Raw genomic sequence first — 24,666 nt, forward strand, 5'->3', positions numbered from 1 at the left:
CGACTTACGACGCTTTTTGCCATTGACGAAAATCATTGCCCGTCGGAGCTTGAGATACACGCAGACCAAATTCAGGTAAGACCGCATAAAGATGATCAAAAATATCCGACTGAATGCGCTCATACTCAACCCAAACGGTCGTGGCAGTGAAACAGTACAGTTCTAAGGCGATGCCTTCATGGGTCGGTGCAAGCTGACGGACCATCAAGGTCATATGCTGATGAATCTCTGGATGAGCCCGTAAGTAACGCTCTAAGTAAGCGCGAAAACTGCCTAAGTTCGTTAATCTTCGGCCATTAATAGGGCTACTTTCATCAACCTGATGCTCACGATTATAAACGGTAATTTCTTGTATTTTTTGCTTAATATACGGTTCTAATAACTGGGCATGAGTTAAGCGCTCAATAGCCTGTTGCGTTAAAAACTGAACACTCGTCGCATCCACTAAAACACTGCGCTTAATGCGTCGACCACCAGCCTCACGCATCCCCTTCCAGTTCTTAAAAGAGTCGGAGATCAGCGCATAAGTTGGAATTGTGGTGATGGTACGATCCCAGTTTTGCACTTTGACCGTGGTTAAGCTGATGTCAATCACATCGCCATCTGCGCCATATTTGGGCATCTCTAACCAATCACCGACACTGAGCATTTTATTGGCTGATAACTGCACCCCCGCCACTAAGCCCAAAATTGGGTCTTTAAACACCAACATGATCACCGCCGTCATCGCACCGACACCACTGAGAAGCAGTACCGGCGACTTACCGATTAATATCGACGTCACTAATAACGTGGCAATAATAAATAAAATGATTTTGAGGCTTTGGTTTAACCCTCGTAATGGCATCGTGCGGCCAACGGCGGTTCTCGATAGCAAGATTTCCAACACATTAAGCAACGAGTAAAAGGCTAACAGCCCATATACCACCACCCATAACGCCACCAAGGTCAGTATCACCTCACGCAAAGCGCTGTCTTGTGATAACCACAGTTGGGTTTGCACACCGATGACCGCACCTTGGATCAACAAAGCAATGCGACTGAATAAATTGCCAGCAAACAACACATGTCGCCAAGAGGCTTGAGAGTCATCGGCATGTTGTTTTAACCATCTCACCACCCCCCGATGAAGGAATACATGAATCGCAACAGCAATCAGTACAATCAATCCCAAAGCCTCAGCAATAGGGATAATTCTTGATAACTCAATATCATACTGACTCAGCCATTGAGCCATTGATTCCAGCATGGGACACTCCTTAAAATTGAGGTTGGATGATGAATATCGCTCGCAATACTCAAGCGACGTAGCGCCGTAAATAAACAGAGTATCGGGGTAACTAGCCTAACGTTAAACCAATATTGCTCATACAGTCATCACGCAGTTCATGGCGCAGGTCTTTAATCAATTCAATGTCTCGCTCGGTAACTTCACGCAAGGGTCTAAAAATCGCCCATTGCACATCCCATTCGGCGCATACCGCTTCATTGCTCTTTTGGTTGTCATTGGTGATCAATTCACCGGTTTGCGCTTCTTCTAACTGAGCCACCGTACGCACCGATATTTGACTGACTTTTTGCATCGATTCATAGAGATCATCTCGATCAAGCAAACCATGCAATAACGTCGCTAGCGCTTCACAAGCGTCAATCGCCGGATAGACTAAATACAGCTCAAACGCTTCCGTCGTTGGGATCAATTCTTCGAGCTTCTCTAGCTGACGATCAAAGTCAATCTTGGCATTTTTAACGGTCATTAATTCCCAAACGCTATCCAAAATATCACGATAACGACGTGCATCAGCAAATTCTGTTTGCTGACAAAATAGAGCGTAATTAGGATACATGCGCTCACAAAGGCAAGCCATAAAGGTAATCTGTTGCCAAGGTTCAAACTTCTCAAGACGAAGCTGCAAAGGGTTCTGTAACATAGTCACTCTAATGATGGAGGAAAAAAGACCTTGAAAGTGTACTGGATAACGAGAGGGGAAAGCAACAAAGCGGCGAGGATGGTAGAAAAAACCGAGAGCGGCAATCAAGAAGGGGCACAGGTGCTAACCAACACCTTTTTACTTGCCCCAAAGCAGCCTAGGTCATCTCAAACCTAGGCTTGATCGACTCACAACTTAAAGCGGTTAATTTCGCTTTGTAGTTCCTTAGATAACTTCGATAGCAGCGACGCTTGATGCGACGCTTCTTTGGCTTCATTGGCGAGGCCATCAGAGACATCACGAATGGCTTGTGTATTACGGGTAATTTCCTCTGTTACGGAAGCTTGTTCTTCTGCCGCAGTGGCTATCTGAGTCGCCATATCGCTGATCGTTCCGACAGAAGCGCTGATTTGCGCCAAACTTTGCGCAGCAACATTGGCATCTTCGACACTGCTTTCCGATAACTTGCTACTGTCGTTCATGATACCCACCGCCTGTGCCGTCGTTTTCTGCAACGTTTCGATGGTTTTCTGGATCTCTTGAGTTGAGTCATGAGTTCTTTGGCTCAGAACTCGCACTTCATCTGCTACCACTGCAAAGCCACGGCCTTGCTCACCCGCCCTGGCCGCTTCAATTGCCGCATTCAGTGCCAATAAGTTGGTTTGCTCTGCAATGCCTTGAATTGCCGATAATATGGCATTGATGTTTTGTGCATGTTGATTGAGGTTTTCAATGACACCTTTCGCCACCAAGACTTCTTTAGAAAGATTGCCTATCGACGCTTGCGTATGCTCAACTTGCTCTGCGCCATGCTGAGATATTTTCACCGTATCCAATGCGGTAGCCGCAGTATTATCCGCATTACTGGCGATTTCTTGAGTGGCTGCCGCCATTTCATTAATCGCTGTCGCAACCATGTTAATCTCGTCTTGTTGCACGGTGATCCGTAAGCTTCGCTCATGAGCTTGTTCTGCCGTACTTTCCGCTTGTAAATTTAAGCCACGCGATACGTCTTGTAATCGGGTGATCATGCTATGCATGTTATTAACAAATTTATTAAAGTTATTGGCTAATGCACCGACTTCATCCTGATAACGAGGCTCAATACGCTGAGTTAAATCCGCATCCCCTTCAGCTATTTCGGCCAAAGCGCTCGATACACGGTTAAGATCTCGAAACAGGAAACCGACTAACCATGCAACCAAGACGGCCACCAAACCGGTAATAATAACGGCCGTGATGATCAATTGACGCATTAAGCTACTCATCGTGGCCAGTTCAACAGATTTATCAAGTTCAATACCTAATAGCCATTCAGTGCCGGGTACTTTGGCGAAAAAGAAAAACTTATCAACGCCACCGACCTTCACTTCTTGAACCTGATTATCCTTAATCGATTGGTTAATCACCGCCATGGTTAAATTCGAGCTGTAAGTGTTGAGCGGTTTTAAAATCAAATCGGCATTGCGGTGAGCAATAATATTGCCTGTATTGCCATTAACCAATAACGCCGACGATTTTGCTCCTGCGTCGATGGCAATCACATCTTTAACCAATTGTTCAATCAATACATCGGCACCAATTACCCCAAATAGGCGTCCATTACGAGAAATAGGTTCAGCAATTGTGACCATTAATTGGCGAGTAATCGCATCAGCATAAACGTTGCTCAATATCTGTCGATTCTGCGCCTTCGCATCGCGATACCAACCGCGAGTACGCGGATCATAACTGGTATCAGAAGCACCGCGTTCAGGAATCGAGCGATGCATGCTGCCTTGCTCAGTACCAAAATAGAGTAAATCAAATCCGCCCGCTTGTTGGCCTTGCTGTAAAAAAGGTAAAAAATTCTCCTGTCCTGTATGCGGAATCACCGAGGTGACAATGCTGCCACGAATGGTTAACCACTGGTTAATTGCGCTAGTGGCAGATTTGGCGATGCCATTGACCCGAGCCTGCAAGCTGACCGCCGTTTCGTGCTTTAATTGGTTGGCGGCTAGCGTCGTCAGCACCAGCGCCATAAAGGCGACCGCGAAAACGCTGGTGCCAATCAGTTTACTTTTTAACGACAGACTCACAATTCACCTCCTTGGTGAACAAACGACTTTCTAAATGTAGGAGAACAACGATGACGGTATTTATGTGGTTCTTATAACCGTAGGCTATTTTTTTAAAACCACCGGAGCTTTTTGTCTCTTTTAATTTAAAAATTTAGCCTAATTCTCAAATTGGTTTTCTGTTTGCAGTCTGATACTCAAGTAACTTGGTGTGATCCGTTGACAGCAAGTGAAGACCATGACGTTCATTATCCGTACCTCACCGTGAATCGATTTAAACGTGATTACATTCACGCTTTGTACAACACCTTGCCGTTTCTAAGACTTTTTCTTAGTTGATCTAAGACCCTCTCTCATGCTCAACCAGCCAACAAGCCATACACTTTGCGACAACGCTTAAATACCCCTTTTATTTATACGGCAAAGAGAACGTATTATGTTGAAATTTCTAGAACAGGTCAGAAAACCGACGTTAGATCTTCCACTCGAAGTCAGACGGAAAATGTGGTTTAAACCCTTTATCCAATCTTATTTGGTGGTCTTTATTGGCTATATGGCAATGTATTTGGTGCGTAAAAACTTCAATATTGCCCAAAATGATTTGATTTCGACTTATGGTTTATCGATGACGGAGCTGGGCTTAATTGGCCTTGGTTTCTCAATTACTTACGGCATCGGTAAAACGGTGGTGTCTTACTATGCCGATGGAAAAAATACCAAACAATTTCTGCCTTTTATGCTGATTCTCTCCGGTATCGCCATGCTGGGCTTCAGTTTCAGTCTGGGCGGCGGTAGCGTCAGTCTGTTTTTGATGATCGCCTTTTACTCTTTAAGCGGCCTATTCCAAAGTACTGGTGGACCATCGAGTTATTCAACCATCACCAAATGGACCCCGCGTAATAAACGTGGCTCTTATTTGGGCCTGTGGAATATGTCACACAACGTGGGAGGTGCTGGCGCAGCTGGGGTCGCTTTGTTTGGCGCTAACTACTTATTTGATGGCCATGTGATCGGCATGTTCGTTTTCCCTTCACTACTGGCGATTGTCATCGGTTTTATTGGCCTACGTTACGGTAGTGACTCACCAGAAGCCTATGGTTTAGGTAAAGTAGAAGAACTGTTTAATGAGGCCATCAGCGAAGAAGATACCGCCGCCGAAGAAAACCAGATGACACAATGGCAAATCTTTGTTGAATATATACTAAAAAACAAAGTGATTTGGTTGCTCTGTTTTGCCAACATCTTTCTCTACGTGGTACGTATTGGTATCGACCAATGGTCCACGGTTTATGCCTTCCAAGAGCTGGGACTATCAAAAGAAGTCGCGATTTCCGGCTTTACCATGTTTGAAGTCGGTGCGCTGGTCGGAACCTTAATGTGGGGATACTTATCCGATTTAGCGAATGGTCGCCGGGCCTTAGTTGCCTGTGTATCGCTTGCGTTGATCATCATGACCTTAGAGTTTTATCAACACGCCACCAGCGAATTGATGTACCTTTCTTCACTCTTTGCCTTAGGCTTTTTAGTGTTTGGCCCTCAGTTGTTGATCGGTGTTGCTGCGGTCGGTTTCGTGCCGAAAAAAGCCATCTCAGTGGCCGATGGTGTCAAAGGCACCTTTGCTTATCTGATTGGTGATAGCTTTGCAAAATTAGGCTTAGGGATGATCGCTGATGGCACGCCGATTTTTGGCTTAACCGGTTGGAAAGGCACCTTTGCCGCGCTCGATACCTCGGCTTTCCTCTGCATTGGTCTACTGGCGTTTGTCGCAATTGCCGAAGAGAAGAAAATCCGTAAAGAGAAAAAACGCTTATTATCTCTCGCAAGCTCACAAGCTTAACCTCTTCACAACTCTCCCTATGACATCCATCCACGATGTGATGGGGAGAAGCTCAATAACTACCGATTGCCAGTCCGCCTATTTAGCGTTAATTTACCCTCTTGGTTACAGAGTGATTCAATTTTATGCACAACGTGGTACTCGTCGATGATCATGTCATCGTCCGCTCAGGCTTTGCCCAACTGCTCAATTTAGACCCAGATATTCAAGTTGTCGGCTCTTTTGGTTCCCTTGATGACGCTCGGCGAGGTCTACCAAGCTGCCATGCCGATGTAGTGATATTGGATATTTCAATGGCTAATGAAAGTGGCTTTAGTTTATTGGCGGACCTGCCCTCCGGGCTGGCGGCGATTATGCTTAGTGTTCACGATTCTCCCGCCATGGTAGAAAAAGCGTTGGAGCTCGGTGCTAAAGGCTACCTAAGTAAACGCTGTAGCCCTGATGAATTAATCCAAGCGGTTAAGACCTGCGCGAGTGGTGGCTGTTATCTAACCGCCGATATTGCCAGCCGTTTAGTGACACCGAAACATCCCGTTTCACCGCTATCATCACTGACTCCACGTGAGCGAGAAGTGTGTCAATTGCTCGCCGATGGTATCGACGTAAAAACGATCGCCCAACAATTAGGGCTGAGTCCAAAAACCGTTCATGTCCATCGAGCGAACGGCATGGAAAAACTCGGCGTGAGTAACACCGTTGCTTTGGCGAACCTCATTCATCACAACTTAACCTAATGCGCTTACATCCTTTTACCGCCGTATGTAGCTTTTGCCTCATCGCTTGCACTTGGTTTTGCTTATGGGTGATTGGTTTTTACTTTGTCAACGATCCTGAATTGGCGATCCTATTTTTCCCTTTTGCTTTGCGATTAGGAATTGCGCTCCATTGTTCCCATCGCTATTGGCCGATTCTGTACTTCACCGAGTGGGCGCTGACCATCAGTTTAGCGCTGCTCTTGGCACAACCGCAGTGGCTAACAATTTTGATTGCCAGTGGATTGAGTATCCCGATCACCGCTTTTGCTCAGCGCTATTATCATGGCGATCAATGGCGGCGTTTAACGGTGATCTGTCTGACCATTGCGCTATGCGCCACCCTCAATACCGCTTCAGTAAGCTTCCATGTCCCTTCAATCTACCTCACTTGGTTAGTCAGTTTAACCGGTGGATTAATGCTTGTGCCAACCTGCTACTTACTATGGAATTATCTGTTTCAAACACGTTGGTTACCACTTTCCGTACAACTGATCCGCCGAAAACCCAGTTTTAATGTCAAAGCGGTTTTGCTGTGTAGTCTCTTATTTACGGTCAGTATTATTCTACAAACCAGCCTACCAGAAGAGCTACGCCGCTTTGCCCCTTTTTGTCTTGCTATCCCGATCATCGTGTTGGCTTTTCGCTACGGTTGGCAAGGCGCGTTATTAGCAACCCTACTCAATAGCGTTGCTTTAATCGCGACGCGAAATGATGTCTCTAACTTAGCCATCACCGATTTACTGCTGTCGATTTCCGCGCAAAGCCTGACGGGCATTTTCCTTGGCGTCGCCGTACAAAGACTGCAAGATCTCAATCGCCAACTGAGTAAAGAGTTATACCGCAATCAGTCACTCTCTCAACAATTGGTCAGAGCCGAAGAATCGGTCAGAAAAGAAGTCGCGCGTGAATTACACGATGAAATTGGCCAAAGCATCACCGCCATTCGCACCCAAGCGAGCATTATCAAACGCACCGAACAAGCCCAGATGCGTGAAGACAGTGCCAATACTATCGAGTCTTTATCGCTTAACGTTTATGACACCACCAAACGACTGCTGAGTAAACTTAGGCCGCAATCATTGGATGATTTACAGCTATTAGAAGCGATTGGGCAGCTCATTCGTGAAATGGAATTTGCTCACAATGGCATTGAGGTTCGTTTAACTAGCAAAGGGCCAACGGAGCAACTGAGCGATACTTTGCAAGTCACTGTATTTCGACTCTGCCAAGAAGCGCTTAATAATGCCCGCAAATACGCTCATGCGCGCCATATTGAGATTGACTTAAACATCGACAAACAGGTGTCTTTGACGATTAAAGATGATGGTGTCGGGATCAGTAAAATCGACCCACTCAAGGGAATGGGAATTAAAGGCATGCAAGAGCGCGTACAAGCGCTCGGCGGACACTTTAAGCTACAATCGCAACCAATACTTCCTAGCGGAACCCATTTGCACATTCAATTGCCTAGGGTATGACATCGCTTATGTTTCGTTTTCTTTATCACTCAACCACGCCACCAGCGCTGACTAATCCACATACCATCAAAGCCACCTACGATCATTGGCGATTGCATATCATGATCGGCATGTATTTGGGCTACGCTGGCTTTTATTTTACTCGGCGCACACTCAATTACGCCGCGCCGAGTTTGCTGACTGATTTAGGATTGGATAAAGGCGATTTAGGACTGCTCGGGACACTTTTTTATATCACCTATGGCTGTTCAAAGTTTCTCTCTGGCACCATCTCAGATCGGGCAAATCCTCGCTACTTTATGGGGCTGGGCTTAATCGCCACCGGATTGATTAACATCGCTTTTGGTTTTTCCAGTTCGCTCAGCGTCTTTATTTTGCTCTGGGTCTTGAACGCTTGGTTTCAGGGTTGGGGATGGCCAGCTTGCTCAAAGCTGTTAACCACCTGGTATTCACGATCTGAACGAGGCTGGTATTGGGCCATTTGGAATACGGCGCATAATGTTGGCGGCGCATTGATCCCTATTTTAGTCGGATTTTTAACCCTGCATTTTGGCTGGCGACACGGCTTTATTTGGCCGGGAGTGATTGGCGTGCTGATCGGCATCGTACTCTGCTGGCGACTTAGGGATAAACCCGTCTCATTAGGCTTACCAAGCATCGGCCGCTGGCGCAAAGACACCCTTGAACTTGCGCAAGAAAATGAAGGCAAGAACCTGAGCTATCGAGAGATTTTAGCGCAATATGTCTTTAGTAACCCCTATATCTGGTTACTTGCCGCGAGTTATATCTTGGTGTATATCGTGCGCACCGCGATCAATGATTGGGGAAATTTGTATTTAACCGAGCAGCATCATTACAGCCTGATTAATGCCAATGCCGCGTTATCACTGTTTGAAGTGGGTGGGTTTATTGGTTCTCTTGTCGCAGGCTGGGGGTCGGACAAGCTTTTTTCTGGCAATCGTGGACCAATGAATCTATTGTTCGCCAGCGGTATTTTCCTTTCTGTGGCCGCCTTATGGTTAATGCCAATGACCCATTTTATCTTTCAATCCGCCGCACTATTTTGTATTGGCTTTTTTGTGTTTGGCCCACAAATGTTGATTGGCATGGCCGCCGCAGAGTGTTCACATAAAGATTCAGCAGGTGCTGCAACCGGATTTGTCGGCTTATTTGCCTACATGGGCGCAGCCCTCGCCGGTTATCCATTAGCGATGATTCTAGAAACTTATCATTGGAACGGCTTTTTCATCGCCATTGCTCTTTGTGCCAGCGTGATTGGTTTATTGTTACTGCCCTTTTTATTAGCGCAGTTACCGAAGGCTGAGTGAAGCATTGAGATTAAATACAAACAGAAAGTCGAAGTTCTGATCAATAAAGAAGATTAAAATGGTATCACCATACCGAGCTTAAGATTCAATATTGTTGCTTGTTGATAATCCAGTTGATCACTTTGAACACCAAAAGTAAACCATCGCCATTGACCTTCCACTCCAATGGCTCTGGTTTGCCAATTATAACTCAAACGGGAACGGAGATTATCTCGCCATTGAGTTGACCATTCCAAGTCGGTTAACCAGAGTCGATCGACATAAACGTTTTTGATGCTGTAAGCATGTTGTCCAGAAAGATAACCGAATCGAGCATGATACTTAACGGGGAGACGCTGAGTATAATCGCGAAATCCTTCGACCCCATTCACCAAAGGTTTAATCGAAACAAAACCATTTTCATCGGTCTCCGCCGTTGCCGTATTAGCGGTAGCAACCGTATAAGGCATATCACGCCAATAAATGCCGCTGTAGAAATCTTGCGCTAGTAAGGAGAGGAATGCTCGCTCGTGGAACTGCCAATGAATGCCGATATCACTGGTATAACCAAAGTAACTGGAGGGCGCTTGTACCTTGCGTTTTAATAATACATCTTCACTGTAGGCATAATCTAACTCGAGTAGGCCATCATAATCATTCTTTCCCGTTTGCCCTACTTGCCCATGTAACCGGCCACTCATCATGTCTTGAGCTTGTAAATAACTTGCGGAAACATGCCAGATAAAAGACTGAGAGGGATCCGATGTCCACGCCAGTTTAATGCCTTGGCTGATTAAATGCTCAACATTAAAATATAGATCAGATGAATGAATTGGAACGGTTTAATTGTGAATTTAGTATGAAATGAGAGTTGAAACGAAACATAAAGGATCGAAGGATCTAGGTTCTATGTAAACGGAAATCTAGAACCCATGATGAAGATCATTACATAAACTCAAAAAATCAGCGGCCAAGATCTGAATACCGTATACAACAGAATAGTAAACGAAATCTACGACACCTAGGCTATAATCCTCAGAAATTTAAATGCCACTTCAAATGAAACTTGTTTAATATTTGATGTTTTTCTGACAAAATATCATGATTATCAACCACTTTAAAAAGACATCATGATTTCTCGTATCTTATTTTTACTTATACTGATTTTTACTCTATCAGGCTGTAGTGATGAAGAACCCACCAGTGCGCCACCATTAAAAAATGATTTAGTCGATTGTGGTAGTTTCAATCTCAATCCACAACAACGCTTACCTTACCGTTTAAATACAAATCAGCTCTGGGTCGTGATGGGGTCATCTTCTGCCGCGGGTGCGGGTGCAAGCCACCCCAGTAAAAACTGGGTTAGTTTATTGCGAGCTGAATTAGCTCCACAAGGGGTCACTATTCATAATATCGCAAAAGGTGGTCACACGACTTATCATGCTCTGAGCAAACGTTGTAGTGTTGATGGGAAACGCTTCCAACCGGACCCACGACACAATATCGATAGTGCATTCAATTATAAGCCTGATTTAGTTATCTTAAATTACCCTGGTAACGACCAAGCCTTAAACTATGCAGAGCAAGAACCCGTAGTCAATTTATTGCGTTTACGTAGTGAGTTGTTAGAGTCAAACATTCCAGTCCTAATCTTATCCTCGCAACCTCGTAGACAGAATTTATCGCTGCAAAAAAGACTGATTCGATTTAATGAACTCATCCAACCGCTATCAAGTCCTTGCTTTGTAGAAACGTTCAGTCACTTACAAAATGACCACGGATTTCTAAAATCCGATTTTGATTATGATGGTGTGCACTTAAATGATGCCGGACATGAGATCGTGTTTAAAGCGATAATGGCCACAATAAATACTAAGCAATGTATTGAATTATTATAATCTTCAATGCCCGAGCGGCTTAAAGTTGCAAAAGAATCGTCAGTAAATTCATCCCCATATAAATGGGGATGCAGAAAATGACCAACAACTCAACTTCTTCGCAACTTCAGCCATTGACGAAACAGCCATCGCGATAGCGATCGCTGCTCAACGGTGTTTTGACGTTGCTGATGCATCCAATCAATGGTTTGTTCTGGGGTTAAATAATAGCCACTGGATGGGCTGACATAAAAAGGATAATAAATTAACGTTGCCGCCACCAATTCTGGCAGAGAGCGAGCTATTTCGCGGCGAGCATGAGGATAAATATCAGCCGTTAGCCCCCAACCAGCATAAAACGGCTGACCATAACAGGTTACAGGAATCCTGCGTAATAAAGCTTCAAAACCGGTCAATGACGTTAAGGTATGCACTTCATCTATATGATCCAGCAGATACGCCATATCAATATTGCCGATTACCTCATCAGCAAACTGAGCCGCGGTTTGCTCGCCTTGCCCTTGTAAACGCAAGCCGGCTTGGACATCCGGATGCGGTTTATAAACGATATAAGCGTTAGGGTTTGCGTTTCGCACTGCTTGTAATAAGGCAAGATTGGTTTTTAGTATCGGCGAGCCATAACGAATCGAGGCATCCGATTCCACTTGTCCCGGCACCAAAATCACCCGCTGCTGCTGAGGCCGCTGCCAATGATGATCACCGACGTTGTATTTACTGACTTTCAACGTCACTAAACGCTCAATCAGCCGTTCAGCTCTTTGCAAATCTTGTCCGCTAAACTGACCTTCAACAAGTAATCGCTCTAAAGCTGACGGGCGAGTAGCATCATAGTAAATGCCCAGATCATCAATCACCCATGATAACGGCCGAGTTAAATCGGCTCCTAAACCCACTGAACGAATAAAACCATCTTCGACTCGTAGCTCGGCAGGTTGTGAGTTCCCCCAACGCAAGCAAGGTGCTGGGGACATTGATGGCGAATATTTTTTTTCTAATAAAGGAATACGTTTTTTATCCTGATAAACAAAATGCAGACGAGCGCCACGTAAAAACTGCTGCACAATCGGCTGCTTCCAACGTGAGACATCAACGGCGATAATCTCACCACCAATACGCTGCATTTGCTGACGCTGTAGTGCCAGCCAAGCCATTAACTCTTCCACCTGACAAGCAGTTTGCCACTCTGGATGCCAATAACGAGGATAAGCTATCAAGGCTGCATAAACCAACTGCTCTATCGTTACCGGCGCTCTTCTTTCAGGGGCAGCGAGATGATCCACTGTTAATCCCCAACCAGCATAAAACGGCATACCAAACGTATGCACCGTTTTACCCCACAAAAGCGCTTCAAACCCCATTTGAGAAGTAACACAAAATACCGTCTGCGCTGCTTCCAATAATTTGGGAGGGTGAATATCATCAGCCAACAGCACTATTCGCTTAGTCTCCTCGGCAGATAACTCCGCCACGGCCGAACCGTTTAAATAGCCTTGCTTTTTACCGGCTAACACATCGGGATGCGTTTTAATCACCACTTGATGATCCGGGTAAGCTTGCAATGCCGCAGCCAGCATTTTTTGAAAACAAGTGCTATCTGCCAAGCCATCACGAACAGAGGCATCCCCCTTAGTTTGATCGACCACCAAAACAAACTTATCACTTAATTGCGGCAGCGATTGCTCAACACTGTGATTGTATTTCGACAGTCGTAACTGCTGCCATTGCTGCTGTAACGCTTGTGCTCGTTGTCTCTGATCTAACGTTAAAGGCTGGGAGATTAACCGCTCCAAACGAGAAGGCTGAGCGGCATCATAATAAATACCAAGATCATCAATCACTATAGAGAAAGGCGGGCTTTGATGACCCAATAACAAAGAGCGCAGAAACCCGTCTTCTAAGCGAATTATCGGTCGCTGGATACGCTCAGCAAACCGAGCCGCTTGATGGGCTGATGGCTTATTCCCCCAGGCCAACACCACACTATCAGCCGGTAATTCACGCTGAAAAAAACGCGCCACTGGTGACCAATAGCTTACCGGTCTATCAAGTAAATCAGCCAAATGGCTAATATCAGCCAAAGCAGGAGAAATGGTTAAGCACTGAGCATAGTTAATCATTGACAATACATCCGGCAAGTAACGTTTGGTAATAAGCATCCTCTTGTAATAACTTGGCAATCGCCTGATACCAAACATCATGATCCATCGGCAGCAATAAACCATTCACTTGGTCGGTAATTTGGCTGCGATAAGCAGGATGATCAGCATAAATACCCACCGCACCAGCTTGGCAAATATCATAAAACTTGGTACACGAGCGCGCGGCATTAAAACCGCTGTCTAATAGCGGAGCTAAACCAATGTCTCGCCCACCTCTCGCCAATAACGCCCGATAATTGGCCCAAGACATCGGATGCAGCACATGCACTCGTGGTAAATGACGAAATAAAGCATTGGTCTCACCATCACCAATCAACTCAATGCTAAGTTGCGGAAAGTCTTTCAATAGCCCTTCAAATAAAGGTTTAAGCCAGATAAATTCTTGCTTGTGACTGGCGGAACCGTGATAAAAAATCGTCTGGCTGATGGTTTGCGCTTGCCAGGATTGCGGCGGACAAATCTCTGGCTGCCAACTTGAGTATTTTTGCTGCAAATAGGCATTTGCCACCCAAAGCTGGGCGTTTATTTTGCGTAAAAATGCTTGGTGCTTTAGGGTGTAATTCCAAAGTTTCCAACGATAACGAGGCGGTAATCCCGCCATGGCTTGCCAATCAAACAAATCATCATCAATAAAAAACACAATTGAGGCAATGTGCTGACGATGCGCTAGAATCCAACGTCGCCACTCGGTGTTGATATAACGCACAAACAATAGATGATAACGTGGCCGATCGCAGGTTGACGGTGCTACCTGCAATAACGAGCATTGACTGGGCGAATCCGCTAATAGGCAAGCGTGCCAATCGACTTTCATCGCCTCTAATTTAGGCTTAACGAAAAAATCAAACGATGGATTTTCACGCTCTTGAATTACCACCCAGCGCGTTGACGGTGCGGTATCTGCCGCCGGTATCATAGTCGATTCCAATCGAGCACTCCTTGAGGAAACGGATTAAGTTGAAAATTAGCCAAGCGAGCATCAAGCAGTGGATGGTAAAATGGATCTTGATAGCCACTGATCGACCAGCGTTGATGCATGTATTCCACCTCTTGGGCCGCGCGCTGCTTTTTTTCTGGTGTGGTATCTTTACCTCGGCTCAGCGACTCATAATGATACAGTTTGGCAAACGGAGTATAGAGCACCCGAAGCCCTTGCTCGCCAACCCGCAAACAGAGATCAACATCATTAAAAGCCACGCTTAACTGCTCATCAAGCCCATCGAGTGCTTGATAAAGGGACTTGCGGATCATTAAACAAGCCGCGGTCACGGCACTCACTTGTTGTCGCGACTGTCCCTCTCCCTTTTGTGCCGCTATCGCTGGTGAGGCAAAAGCTAAGCGATGAGTGGCGACCTGCTGAGGACCAACCACACAACCCGCGTGCTGGATCAAGCCATTAGCAAACAACAATTGCGCGCCAACAACACCCACATTGGGCAAATCCAAACAAGCCAACATCTCAGATAACCAGAGTGGATCAATCACTTGAGTGTCATTGTTAAGTAACACTATCACCTCGCCCTTAGCTTGCTGCGCAGCCGCATTATTAATCGCCGAAAAATTAAACGGCGCATCATAGTGCAAAAGCGTGACTTGCGGGTGTTTGGCTATCGACGCAAGCCATGTCAGCGTTTCAGGCTGTTGACTTTGGTTATCAATCAGCACGATTTCATAATCAGGGTAATCGGTGAGGGATAAGACACTCTCAACGCATTGACGAGTCACCGCCAAGTTATCACGCAACGGAACCAATAAAGACACCTTAGGTTGCCAGGCCGTTTGATAGCGGATCTCCCCGACCCTATCGTTGTCAGCCATCGCATGCTCACAGGGTAAGCATTGAGCCTGCACACCACAGCGCTGCAAATGTATCGTCAAGTCAGGAAATAATGACGATAAACCCCATCGATAGGTTTGTAACCATAACGGCAAACGGAGATGATAAAACACCTCTGCGGCGAAAGTTTCCGCGATTGATAATAAAAAGTCATAAGCGGGGTGAGAAGAGCTGCGTTCTGCCCACCGCGAATCAACCCGTTGCAGCACGGTTTTACTCACGAATAAGACATCACCACAATAATGCTCAGCACGTTGCCGCTCTAAACACCAATCTGGCTTTAAATACAGCTCAGTCGGCACGCTGGCCTTCACTGAATCTCGCTCCGCCAAGGCGTGATCAGTATAGATAACCTCGGCCTGTGGCTGATTAAGACCAGCTTGAATAAAACATGCCGCAGCATAAGGCAATAGCCTAGCCCCTACTGGCAGCAATAAACCGTGCTGCCAGTTAGTATCTTGATGCAAAGCTTGGAAAGACATCACTCTCGCCGCGATACCTTGCGGAATGACAAAGGGGATCTTCGCGTCAATGTATATCTCAACCCCTTGCTGACAACACGAAGTCAGCGTGGCTAAAAAATCTTCCTGCTGCATACCTGCACGAGGATAAATCCAAATCACGACCTTTGATAGTTGCTGTTGGCTTAATCGTCGTTGTAGATCGGCAAGCTGTGACGCACGCTGAGAAAGATGCCCATGCCACCAACTGGCGAGTGGCAAAGCAGGAGAACGGACTTTACAGCGCTGCAGCCGTTGATAAGCGGCTAAAATTCCCTCATCCCGCCAACAACGCCATAACTGCCTAAGTAGCGCTGATTTATTCAGCACATCGTTACGTCGAATAACAGCCAATAGCGCGAGCAACCTATGCACACCAGCATAACATGATGATGCACGACGAACGGTTTGCTCGGTCAACCTCACCGTAAGGCTTGAACAACGGTTACTGTCACGTAGAGCAATCGCTGAAGCACCTTTGGGTAATCGAATCCACTGTCGAACGCGCCCGTGCAAACTCATACCTAATGGAAGCTGTTGATGCTGTAAATCATTATCGAGAAACTCAATCACCACCCCTTGATACTGCCATGGGTCGCGAATATGCAGGTCGAGCCAGTAATCACCTTGACTCATTAATGGGCCAGGTATCAACAGGTCATTATCGGCATGTGCTGATTCTGTTGTCGATAACGATAATTGGCTCTCAGTCATACTGTTCTACTCAAAATTAGATTACCGTTCCAGCGTGGTTGATTTCACTGATAACCAAAACGTTGTATATTATGGCGCAATATCCTTTGCTTGAATACCGTGCCTATGTCTTCTAAAACGCCGTCGCAGCCACTGATTTTCTCTGCCATAAAACCGCAAAAAATCTTATCGATCAATAAGCAGCAGCGTTATGACGGCTCTATTCAAGCTCAACTACGAACTCGCTATTGGCACTTAACGCAACCCAACGCGCAAAGCGTTCAGCTAAGCACTACGCGAGCAAGTACCGGATGGCATAGATTGACCATCAAGCACACGGCAAAGTCCTCAGATTCAATCCAAGATGCGGTAATACTGGAATTAGGCCAAGACCAAGCTCCGTTAACCTTAATCGAAGAAAAACCGGGCAAATTAGGCTTAATCTTTTACAGCCCAACCCCTATCGAACAACTACAGCTACATTGGCCAGCATTAAATGTACCATTAACGGCAAGCATTAATATCAAAGTCATTCCTCAAGCTCGCTCCTGCCTACAGATGATGAACCTGGTCTCACGCCGTGACAAAGCCGAAGGTGGCGATTGGCAACGTATTTACCGATTGACCCGAGCTAGACAAAAACGGGTAAACTGGTCCTTCGCCTTAGAGCGACTGATTCAAACCTATCATCCGGTACTGATCGCGCACAAACTTCACCAATCACCCTATCTTTACTGGCAACAACACTTTCAGCCGAGCATGATCACCAATCACCCACCACGAACAACGCCAATGGTCGCTTGGTTAACGCTGCCGGACAATCTCTTGCTAGAGAATGGCAAATTATTACAACGCACAGTCCAGAGTCTAATCAAACAAACCCATCAACACTGGCAGTTGAATCTGGTGATAAATAGCGCAATACCAAGCTGGTTAGGTGCCCTACTGAAGGTCATCGATGATCCAAGAATCACGGTCATCACAACTGCGGATGCTGATATTAGTGCCGACGCCTGGCACTGCTTTTTACAATTTGGGGATACTTGGTCAGCGCATGCTTTAGCGCACATCGCCGAGCAGGCCACTCACCATTGCCAAGCTCGGCTGATCTACAGCGACCACGATGAGTTTAACGCGATTCAGACTCGGCAAAACCCCGCTTTTAAACCAGATTGGAACACCGATCTCTTAAAAAGTCATAACTACATCGGTCGGGCGGTATTTTTTAACGGTCAACAGCTCAATCACACCTGGTTAAACCAACCGCAGCACTTACGTTGTTTAAAGGCAGGATTTAGCGGCCCAAACCCAGCAGAGAATGGGATTCATCTCCCTGAGATATTGTTCCACCAAGCTTATTCTGCCAATAAAGTGCCTTCAATGACGGAACGCCAGCAGGTTCAACAAGGGCTTAAACAGCTCACCGCACACCATGCACATCGTATTGTGCGGGTAGTATTTGATAAAAAACATCAGGTTTATCACCCGATCTATCGCGTGCCCACGCCGCATCCTCTGGTATCGATCATCATTCCAACTCGTAATGGTCTGGCAATCACTCGTCAATGTGTGGAGAGCATTTTACGCTTAACCAGTTACCCCCATTACCAGATTATCATTGTCAATAATCAAAGTGACTGCCCACAAACGCTGGCATGGTTTAGCGAGATTAGCCTACATCCCACTATCCAAGTGCTCGATTTTGATGCTGATTTTAATTACTCGGCGATCAATAATTTTGCCGTGCAACACAGCCAAGGAGAACTGGTGTGCTTGCTCAATAACGATACCGAAATCATCCACTCAAGCTGGCTAACCGAAATGGTTCGTCAAGCGAGCAGACCAGAAATTGGCTGTGTCGGTGCCAAGCTATTGTTTTTTGATAATACCGTCCAGCACGCGGGCATCATTTTAGGGATTTGGGGCTTAGCGGGCCACGCACATAAACACTATTCGATACACAATAGTGGTTATCAAAAACGTTTAGTCTGTACGCAGAATTATTCAGCGGTGACCGCCGCTTGTCTGATGGTCAAACGGTCAATCTACAAACAGATCGGAGGCTTGGATGAAGAGCTCACGGTGGCCTTTAATGACGTTGATTTCTGCCTTAAAGTACAACAAGCAGGCTATCACAATCTCTGGACGCCGCGGGCGATGCTGTATCATTACGAGTCGAAAAGCCGCGGTAAAGACGACACACCAGCCAAGCAAGCACGTGAGCAACAAGAGATAGCACTCATGCGCCAACGCTGGCAGAGCTTAATTCAACACGACCCTCATTACAGCCGCCATTTAACGCGCCATCGGGAAGATTTTACCTTACGCCTTGAAGAACATCATTTTGAGGTTGAAGCTTTAAGCGAGAAGCCGTTGCCATAATGAACGTTTTTTCGGTTGCTGGAGATCGGCAATCTGCTGCTGGGTTAACCACTGGCCATCTAACACTTTGATCGACTGGCCATTGATACGAAAACCGAACTCGAACGGCAGCTCTAATAAAGGCAGTTCAAATTGAAAACCGCAGCGACGTAGCGGATGCTTTTCACCATCCACGCCCAGTTTTTTCTCCACCACACTTGGGCGATCGATGGTTAATTCAAAACTATGTCTTTGCTGCCCATCATCAATCCATACCTTCGCTTGATATATAGGCTCATACAACAGCCATCCTTGAAATTTAAGGTTTAATTCACTCGAGCTATGGCGACTTAAGCCAGCTTTAGGGCTATCAAGATGCCAGCTCCAAAGACTCGATATATCGGATTTTTGACGGGTAAAATATAGCGCACGTTGATTAGCAGTCACTGACATAGCCATTGATCTCTTATTTAATGTTAATGAATTGCGGTTTGGTTAAGAAACTGTGCTTGTTGAGCTAACCATTGCTCAGCGCCTTGGCAGCTAGATGATAACTGTTTCGCCCACAATTTACCTTGCTCAGCACGCAGGATCAGTTGCTCTCGATCAACACAGAGTTGAGTTAAATGGCCAAGCACGGCCTCTTGATCGGGATAGTCTGCCCAGTAAACGGGAGAGCTAGCCGCCCACTCCACCATACTACCTTGGGCATAAGCAATGACCACTCGGCCGAAACCCAATGCTTCGAGTATAGTGCGACCGAATGATTCATAAAAATGGGATAAGCTTAATACAATATCTAACTTGGCCAATGCCTGCTGCGGCTGATCGACATAACCGGCAAAGTGCCAGTTATTGGGCAAGGCTTGAGCCTGCATTTTACTTACCTCTTCGGTATCAGGCCCATAGAGATAAAAATCCAGCGGTAATTGCTGCGCCTCAGCCCATTGAGCAATCTGCAACATATCCCAAATGCCTTTTTTGGCTAAATTGCTGCTGAGCATGCCGACTTGAAGGCGCGCCTGATTGGGTAAAGGTAAATCGCTGGTCTCATCAAATAACCACGGCGTTGGCCACACAATCGGTTGCCGCGTAGTGGTTAACCACTCCGCTACCGTTTGTGAGTTCGCAATCCATACGTCCACCAGAGGGTCGAAATGCGCCAACCAGGTTGACGGAGTTGCCGCTAATGCCTGACAAAGGCTCGGATCATGTTCTGGCAGTTCACGGACATGTACCGCAGTCGGTATGCCCAGTTGCCGAGCCGCCAGCAGCGGCAAGTCAACCACTAAAGTATTGACATAAACCGCTTTCGCTTTAACCGACTCTAGCCATGTTGACCAAGTGTCTAATGACGCTTCGCTAGTCAAACGTTCTTGATGCCACCACGCCGTTGGAATAAAAGTTACTCGATGGCAATAACGCGCTATTTGCTCGACATACAACGGGTTACCCGCCGCAGGCAACACCACTTCAATTCGATAACCTTCACGCAGCCAATCTTTACTCGCCGCTAATTGCTGCAAAATTTGTACAAAACTGCGCTCAGCGCCAAACTGCTGATTTGATACTTGATGGCCGACATAAACCACCGCTGGCTGGTGCTGCACAGCCTCAGTATTAAGACCTCCTGGTATAGAAATCGGCAACGGCGGAGAATTTGGGTCATGGTATAAACGATGCCCCAGCGGATTTTCAGCACCCGATTCGGGATGAAGAAAAGCATAAGCGGACCCAGAAAAATGCGCACATGGGTCACGCCCTTCACGCCAACCATGCTCAAGGTAGTGATCAACTGCATTCATCTGCGCAGCGGCAACATCAGGGTAGCGCTGCCAATACCAAGCTTCATCAACCCAACCTTTCTCTCGTACATAGCGAATAAAATTATCGCGCTGCAACGCAGCCGAACCTTTACACATGCGGGGCGGCACTGCAAAGGGACGTACGGTCATTTTGGCGGGTAATGGCAATTGCGCTTGCATCACTTGATGCCAGAGTAATGCACTATCATGATATTCCTTACGTACACCGTAAAAACGGGTACGGAGATGGGTTACATGCTGCTGAGTTAACCCCTCGCTCGCTAGCATTCCTAACGCTAAAGGAACCCCAGGCATGACTTCAATCACTGCATCAGGACCATAAAACTGTAATAAGCGATAGTAGTATTCGGTATCGGCATTCACCGCCACATTATCCCAAAATCCCAATTTAGCCAGTACGGAACGTCGAATGAGTAATGATGATACATTGCGATGAATCCACTCACCTTCCATCGGAAAACGCTGAAACTGCAACGCTTCATCACAGCGTATCCAATGGGATACTGAGGCAACCGCTTGTGAATGAGTCAATAGCCCTTGCAATTGGCGTTCGATTTTTTGTGGGTGTGACCAATCATCAGCATCATGAACCGTCAACCAACGGCCCTTTGCTCGCCGCATACCCAAATTACGCGCGGCATAAGCGCCTTGATTATCCGACTGTTGAATCAACTTAATTCTGGCATCACGGGCTTGCCACTGTTTAATAATCTCAACGCTGTTATCCTGCGAGCCATCATCCACCACAATGATCTCAAGCTGCGGCCAGCTTTGCGTAGCCACACAAGCTAATGCTCTATCAATAGTCTGCTCAGCGTTAAAACACGGAATAACTACTGAAACGGTATAATACCAAGGGCAATAGCGCCGCCAGCCCACCTGAAAATCGGCACTTTTAGCTTGTCTTATTTGCTGGTACTCAAGTAATAGCTGCGGCTTATTAGTAGGGTCAAACAAGGCCGTAGGTATGATTAGATCAGCTTGTTGCCAAGCCTGCTGCAACGCTTGCCAAGCACTATCTTTGCCATCGGTCATTGCTATGGCAAGTTGGCGTTCTAGACCATCAGGCCAGTTTGAGTCAGCGAGTAAGTCAACGAGTAACACCTGCTGGTTTTGATGATATAGCGCGGAAAACTGCAATAACCAAGGCGCTTGCTCAGCAACTAATAAACGGCTAACCGCATCATTAAGCATCGGCCGTAAGTAATCACTCACGCGATGCCATTCTCCCTGGCAAGCATAGAAACGCGCTAAGACAAATCCGGCCAAACTCTGGTGGAGGCCTTTCTCCTCAAACAAGGTTTGCAGTGCAGCCAGTGCCTGTACTTGCTGTAAGGGTTGTTGCCACAATATGGATTCCCACTCAAAAGCAGGTAAAGCACAGGGTAAACGATGCTCACGACAACCATGAGTGGTAAAATGCTGCCAAGCATTAACACCAGCCGCGGCAACATCGGGATACTGTTCTAAATACCACTGAGGGTCAAAAACCTCAGCAAACGGTTCTGCTAACACATTCTTTCCTTGCATGATTAATTAAAGAGTATCGCTTGCCAGTCATGGGCGATATCGTACCGCAATGTGTCAATGAACAACATCTGAGAGGGAGTAAAACAAGAAAAACCATGCTCGATAGAGCATGGTTTGGGTTGCCAACTGCCATTGATTAAAAACTTAACGCCGAACCATAAAGTTATCAAAATAGGCACATTCTTGGGTAAAGTTACCGAATTCATCCCTCGGTGCTGACCCTATATTATTTCCACCATGAAAAGTATTAAATAATATGCGCTGAACTTGACTGTCCTGACTATCACTTGCTCGGAAGCGCAGATGATCGTAGACCATGCGTTTTTTGTCATCAATCCAAATCTCAAGATAACCATTAGATGCCGCTGCGGGCTGGTTAACTTGCACCACCATGCGTAAGTGATAATAACGATTGGTTTCAAACTGAAAATTCGATATATATTGAACTGTACCATATTGTCCAGGCATATCTTGATGATAAACATAAGCACCTAAAGTACCATTACGACCAAAAATAAGCCGAGCACTCCAATTTTCATCAAATACGGGATAACCGCCAGTCACATCACGTAATGGCCCCAAGCCATGCAGTTTACCCCCTCGCACAAACTGAAAGTCAGGACAAAAACGCACATCAAAACTTAACTCATAACGTTCAGCAGGTAAAATCGTTGTCGATGCCAACACGCGCTCGCTACCACGCTCGTAACCTTGATAAGTAACCTTAATCGCCGTGCTACCATTAACACCAACTCCCGCTTGCCTTTCTACCCATCGGTTGGCCACTATGGTTTGCCCAAAACTCGACAAACTACCATCAAAAGTTTCACTAAATACTGGCTGAGCAAAACGTTGATAGCACTCGCCGCGAGTCTGAGCCAATTGCCTATCCAATTCATGACCACAACGCAAAGTGACTTGACCATTACGCTGTTGCCACTCAAACCATAGTCCTGAATCAAGCCGCTCTAACCAAGTGTACTGATTGGCCCCATAAACTATCGACTCTCTTACCCATTGTTGAGCATGATAGGCCTGTGCTTGATCGATATCTGATTGAATAAAAGACAAATTCTCTAACTCATAGTGTAAAGGATAAACATTCTGTGTCATTGCTAACCAGGTTGCATCAACCACATCATGACGGCCTGGAGCAAAATCATGGCGCGAACGAGACACCATGCGATCATACGTATCATAGCGAGAGATTATCACCGTTAAGCTATCGAGCTGGTTAAGAGAATCACTTGCCAATATCGAGTCAGTATTACACTGTTGCTGCGACTCAGAAAACGGTACCACTAAGCGAGCGACTAACTCATAATGTCGATTATCCCATGTGGTATTGACCGTTTGGTAACTAATGGTCACTAAACAACGTTGTCCTTGCTGCCATGCGCTGTCTATCGTTCTAACAACTTCACCAACGAGTTGTTGTTGATGTTGATTGAGTGCTTCAAGGGCCAGTTTTTGTTGGCGATCATCACTCATTAAATAGCGTCGCCAGCTAGCCTCTTGCTCACCGATCACCCGCTCACTGCGATACCAACTTTTTTCGATCAGATCATTAGTCTGGACGGATAACGAATCATTAGTGGCTAAATGACGAGCGAATACTGAACCATTTTCTAACCATTGAGGATAGCGTAAATAATACGCTAAGCGCGCTTGTCGAGCATGATGGTGTTGCTCAGCAAACTCTGGCGTTTGCTGCTTCGCAGCGGCAAAACCTTGAACTAACAAGTTCGCCGTTTGATGAAGCTGACGATCGCCGCTGGCAATAAAATCACCATAAAGCTGATCGCGGGTTAATTGGAAAAACGCCATCACATGTTGATCTTGCTCTTCAATAAGATCTTGTAATACCCTTTGTTTAACCGGTTGCTCGGCTAATTGTTCACAACTAAGGTCAGGATAACGAGTTAACCATTCAAACTCGACCTGTTGCCATACCAGTGAAGTAAAAGGGGAGACCACACGCGCCGAACCAGTAACCTCACTGGTAAACTGTGGCGGAGCGGACAGTTGATAAGCTTCTGTCACGACACCATGATCAGAATCATGAGCGCCGACAGGCACATCAATAATCAGTGGGGCAAAGCGCCAGCAAGCAGTCAATTCATTGGGCATGAATTGAAACTGTCCATTTTCTGCTGTCACTGCGAAGGGCTCATGCTCATCCCATTGACCATTAAAGTTATAGTCAATAAATGCGCGAGCACCTGTAAGATAACCATCAATCGCAATACCTCTAAGTACCGCTGTTGGTTCATCCTTGATCGGAGTGGTCGGTGAATTAGTATTAGATTCCGAACCTCCCCCGCAACCCAGTAAAATAGCCGAGGATATAGCCACTGATAAAAGTACACTTGATTTCATAATCGAAGCCTCTTTCCAGCGAACTAAATTAATTATTAGTCGATAAAAATCAGTCGATCAAGTCATTATGATACTTATATCAGTAAAACCATTATTATATTTGTTAATAATGGTTGAA

16 protein-coding genes are annotated in these 24,666 nt (G+C 46.0%); 6 read left to right on the top strand and 10 right to left on the bottom strand.

The features are described from left to right. Window positions 1–4: 4 nt before the first annotated feature. The 3 genes from CAG60_RS13020 to CAG60_RS13030 form a co-directional block, all read right to left on the bottom strand. Window positions 5–1,249 carry a mechanosensitive ion channel family protein gene (locus CAG60_RS13020; RefSeq protein WP_161439111.1) on the bottom strand — a complete coding sequence of 415 codons (1,245 nt, stop codon included), beginning with the start codon at window positions 1,247–1,249 and terminating at the stop codon, window positions 5–7. 91 nt (window positions 1,250–1,340) lie between these two features. After that, window positions 1,341–1,931, bottom strand: a complete 591-nt coding sequence (locus CAG60_RS13025; RefSeq protein WP_161439112.1) for a YjaG family protein — start codon at window positions 1,929–1,931, stop codon at window positions 1,341–1,343. Between the two features lie 188 nt (window positions 1,932–2,119). Then, the gene (locus CAG60_RS13030) at window positions 2,120–4,009 is read right to left on the bottom strand and encodes a methyl-accepting chemotaxis protein (protein WP_161439113.1); all 1,890 of its coding nucleotides are present in this window, start codon (window positions 4,007–4,009) and stop codon (window positions 2,120–2,122) included. 415 nt (window positions 4,010–4,424) lie between these two features. Between CAG60_RS13030 and uhpT the strand changes: the two genes are divergently transcribed. The 4 genes from uhpT (at window position 4,425) to CAG60_RS13050 (ending at window position 9,386) form a co-directional block, all read left to right on the top strand. Further along, on the top strand, window positions 4,425–5,825 hold the full coding sequence (uhpT, locus tag CAG60_RS13035) for a hexose-6-phosphate:phosphate antiporter (RefSeq protein ID WP_154169420.1): 1,401 nt from the start codon (window positions 4,425–4,427) through the stop codon (window positions 5,823–5,825). Window positions 5,826–5,950: 125 nt separating this feature from the next. After that, complete coding sequence (uhpA, locus tag CAG60_RS13040) at window positions 5,951–6,559, top strand: transcriptional regulator UhpA (protein ID WP_158144375.1); 609 nt, start codon at window positions 5,951–5,953, stop codon at window positions 6,557–6,559. Then, window positions 6,559–8,058 (top strand): signal transduction histidine-protein kinase/phosphatase UhpB, encoded by a 1,500-nt coding sequence (uhpB, locus tag CAG60_RS13045; RefSeq protein WP_161439114.1) that lies wholly within the window; start codon window positions 6,559–6,561, stop codon window positions 8,056–8,058. Before uhpA ends, uhpB begins: the two co-directional genes overlap by 1 nt. An 8-nt stretch (window positions 8,059–8,066) precedes the next feature. Further along, window positions 8,067–9,386, top strand: coding sequence for an MFS transporter (locus CAG60_RS13050; protein WP_161439115.1), 1,320 nt, complete (start codon window positions 8,067–8,069; stop codon window positions 9,384–9,386). A 53-nt stretch (window positions 9,387–9,439) separates the two neighbouring features. On the opposite strand, the gene CAG60_RS13055 is transcribed toward CAG60_RS13050, so the two are convergent. Further along, a complete protein-coding gene (locus tag CAG60_RS13055) occupies window positions 9,440–10,069 on the bottom strand; it encodes a hypothetical protein (protein ID WP_161439116.1) in 630 nt (209 codons plus the stop codon). Between the two features lie 426 nt (window positions 10,070–10,495). On the opposite strand from CAG60_RS13055, the gene CAG60_RS13060 reads away from it, so the two are divergent. Beyond that, window positions 10,496–11,263 (top strand): SGNH/GDSL hydrolase family protein, encoded by a 768-nt coding sequence (locus CAG60_RS13060; RefSeq protein ID WP_158144383.1) that lies wholly within the window; start codon window positions 10,496–10,498, stop codon window positions 11,261–11,263. Window positions 11,264–11,352: 89 nt separating this feature from the next. On the opposite strand, the gene CAG60_RS13065 is transcribed toward CAG60_RS13060, so the two are convergent. From CAG60_RS13065 to CAG60_RS13075, 3 genes are read right to left on the bottom strand one after another with little or no spacing between them, the layout of a single operon-like run. Next, the gene (locus CAG60_RS13065; protein ID WP_161439117.1) at window positions 11,353–13,380 is read right to left on the bottom strand and encodes a capsular polysaccharide biosynthesis protein; all 2,028 of its coding nucleotides are present in this window, start codon (window positions 13,378–13,380) and stop codon (window positions 11,353–11,355) included. After that, window positions 13,373–14,350: a glycosyltransferase family 4 protein gene (locus CAG60_RS13070; protein WP_161439118.1), complete on the bottom strand. Its 978-nt coding sequence runs from the start codon at window positions 14,348–14,350 to the stop codon at window positions 13,373–13,375. The genes CAG60_RS13065 and CAG60_RS13070 overlap by 8 nt, the downstream gene beginning before the upstream one ends. Beyond that, window positions 14,335–16,473, bottom strand: a complete 2,139-nt coding sequence (locus CAG60_RS13075) for a glycosyltransferase family 2 protein (RefSeq protein WP_161439119.1) — start codon at window positions 16,471–16,473, stop codon at window positions 14,335–14,337. Before CAG60_RS13075 ends, CAG60_RS13070 begins: the two co-directional genes overlap by 16 nt. A gap of 105 nt (window positions 16,474–16,578) precedes the next feature. On the opposite strand from CAG60_RS13075, the gene CAG60_RS13080 reads away from it, so the two are divergent. Continuing rightward, on the top strand, window positions 16,579–18,834 hold the full coding sequence (locus CAG60_RS13080; protein ID WP_161439120.1) for a glycosyltransferase family 2 protein: 2,256 nt from the start codon (window positions 16,579–16,581) through the stop codon (window positions 18,832–18,834). Here the strand turns inward: CAG60_RS13080 and CAG60_RS13085 are convergent. The 3 genes from CAG60_RS13085 to CAG60_RS13095 all read right to left on the bottom strand — a co-directional run bounded on the left by CAG60_RS13085 (window position 18,811) and on the right by CAG60_RS13095 (window position 24,548). Continuing rightward, a complete protein-coding gene (locus CAG60_RS13085) occupies window positions 18,811–19,266 on the bottom strand; it encodes a hypothetical protein (RefSeq protein WP_161439121.1) in 456 nt (151 codons plus the stop codon). The two genes, CAG60_RS13080 and CAG60_RS13085, sit on opposite strands and share 24 nt — an antisense overlap. A 23-nt stretch (window positions 19,267–19,289) precedes the next feature. After that, window positions 19,290–22,154 carry a glycosyltransferase gene (locus CAG60_RS13090; protein WP_161439122.1) on the bottom strand — a complete coding sequence of 955 codons (2,865 nt, stop codon included), beginning with the start codon at window positions 22,152–22,154 and terminating at the stop codon, window positions 19,290–19,292. Between the two features lie 159 nt (window positions 22,155–22,313). Further along, a complete protein-coding gene (locus CAG60_RS13095; protein WP_158144390.1) occupies window positions 22,314–24,548 on the bottom strand; it encodes a polysaccharide lyase in 2,235 nt (744 codons plus the stop codon). Window positions 24,549–24,666 lie beyond the last annotated feature (118 nt).

The organism is Vibrio sp. V33_P6A3T137, from assembly GCF_009904835.1.
In the GTDB taxonomy this organism is placed as follows: Bacteria; Pseudomonadota; Gammaproteobacteria; order Enterobacterales; family Vibrionaceae; genus Vibrio; species Vibrio metschnikovii.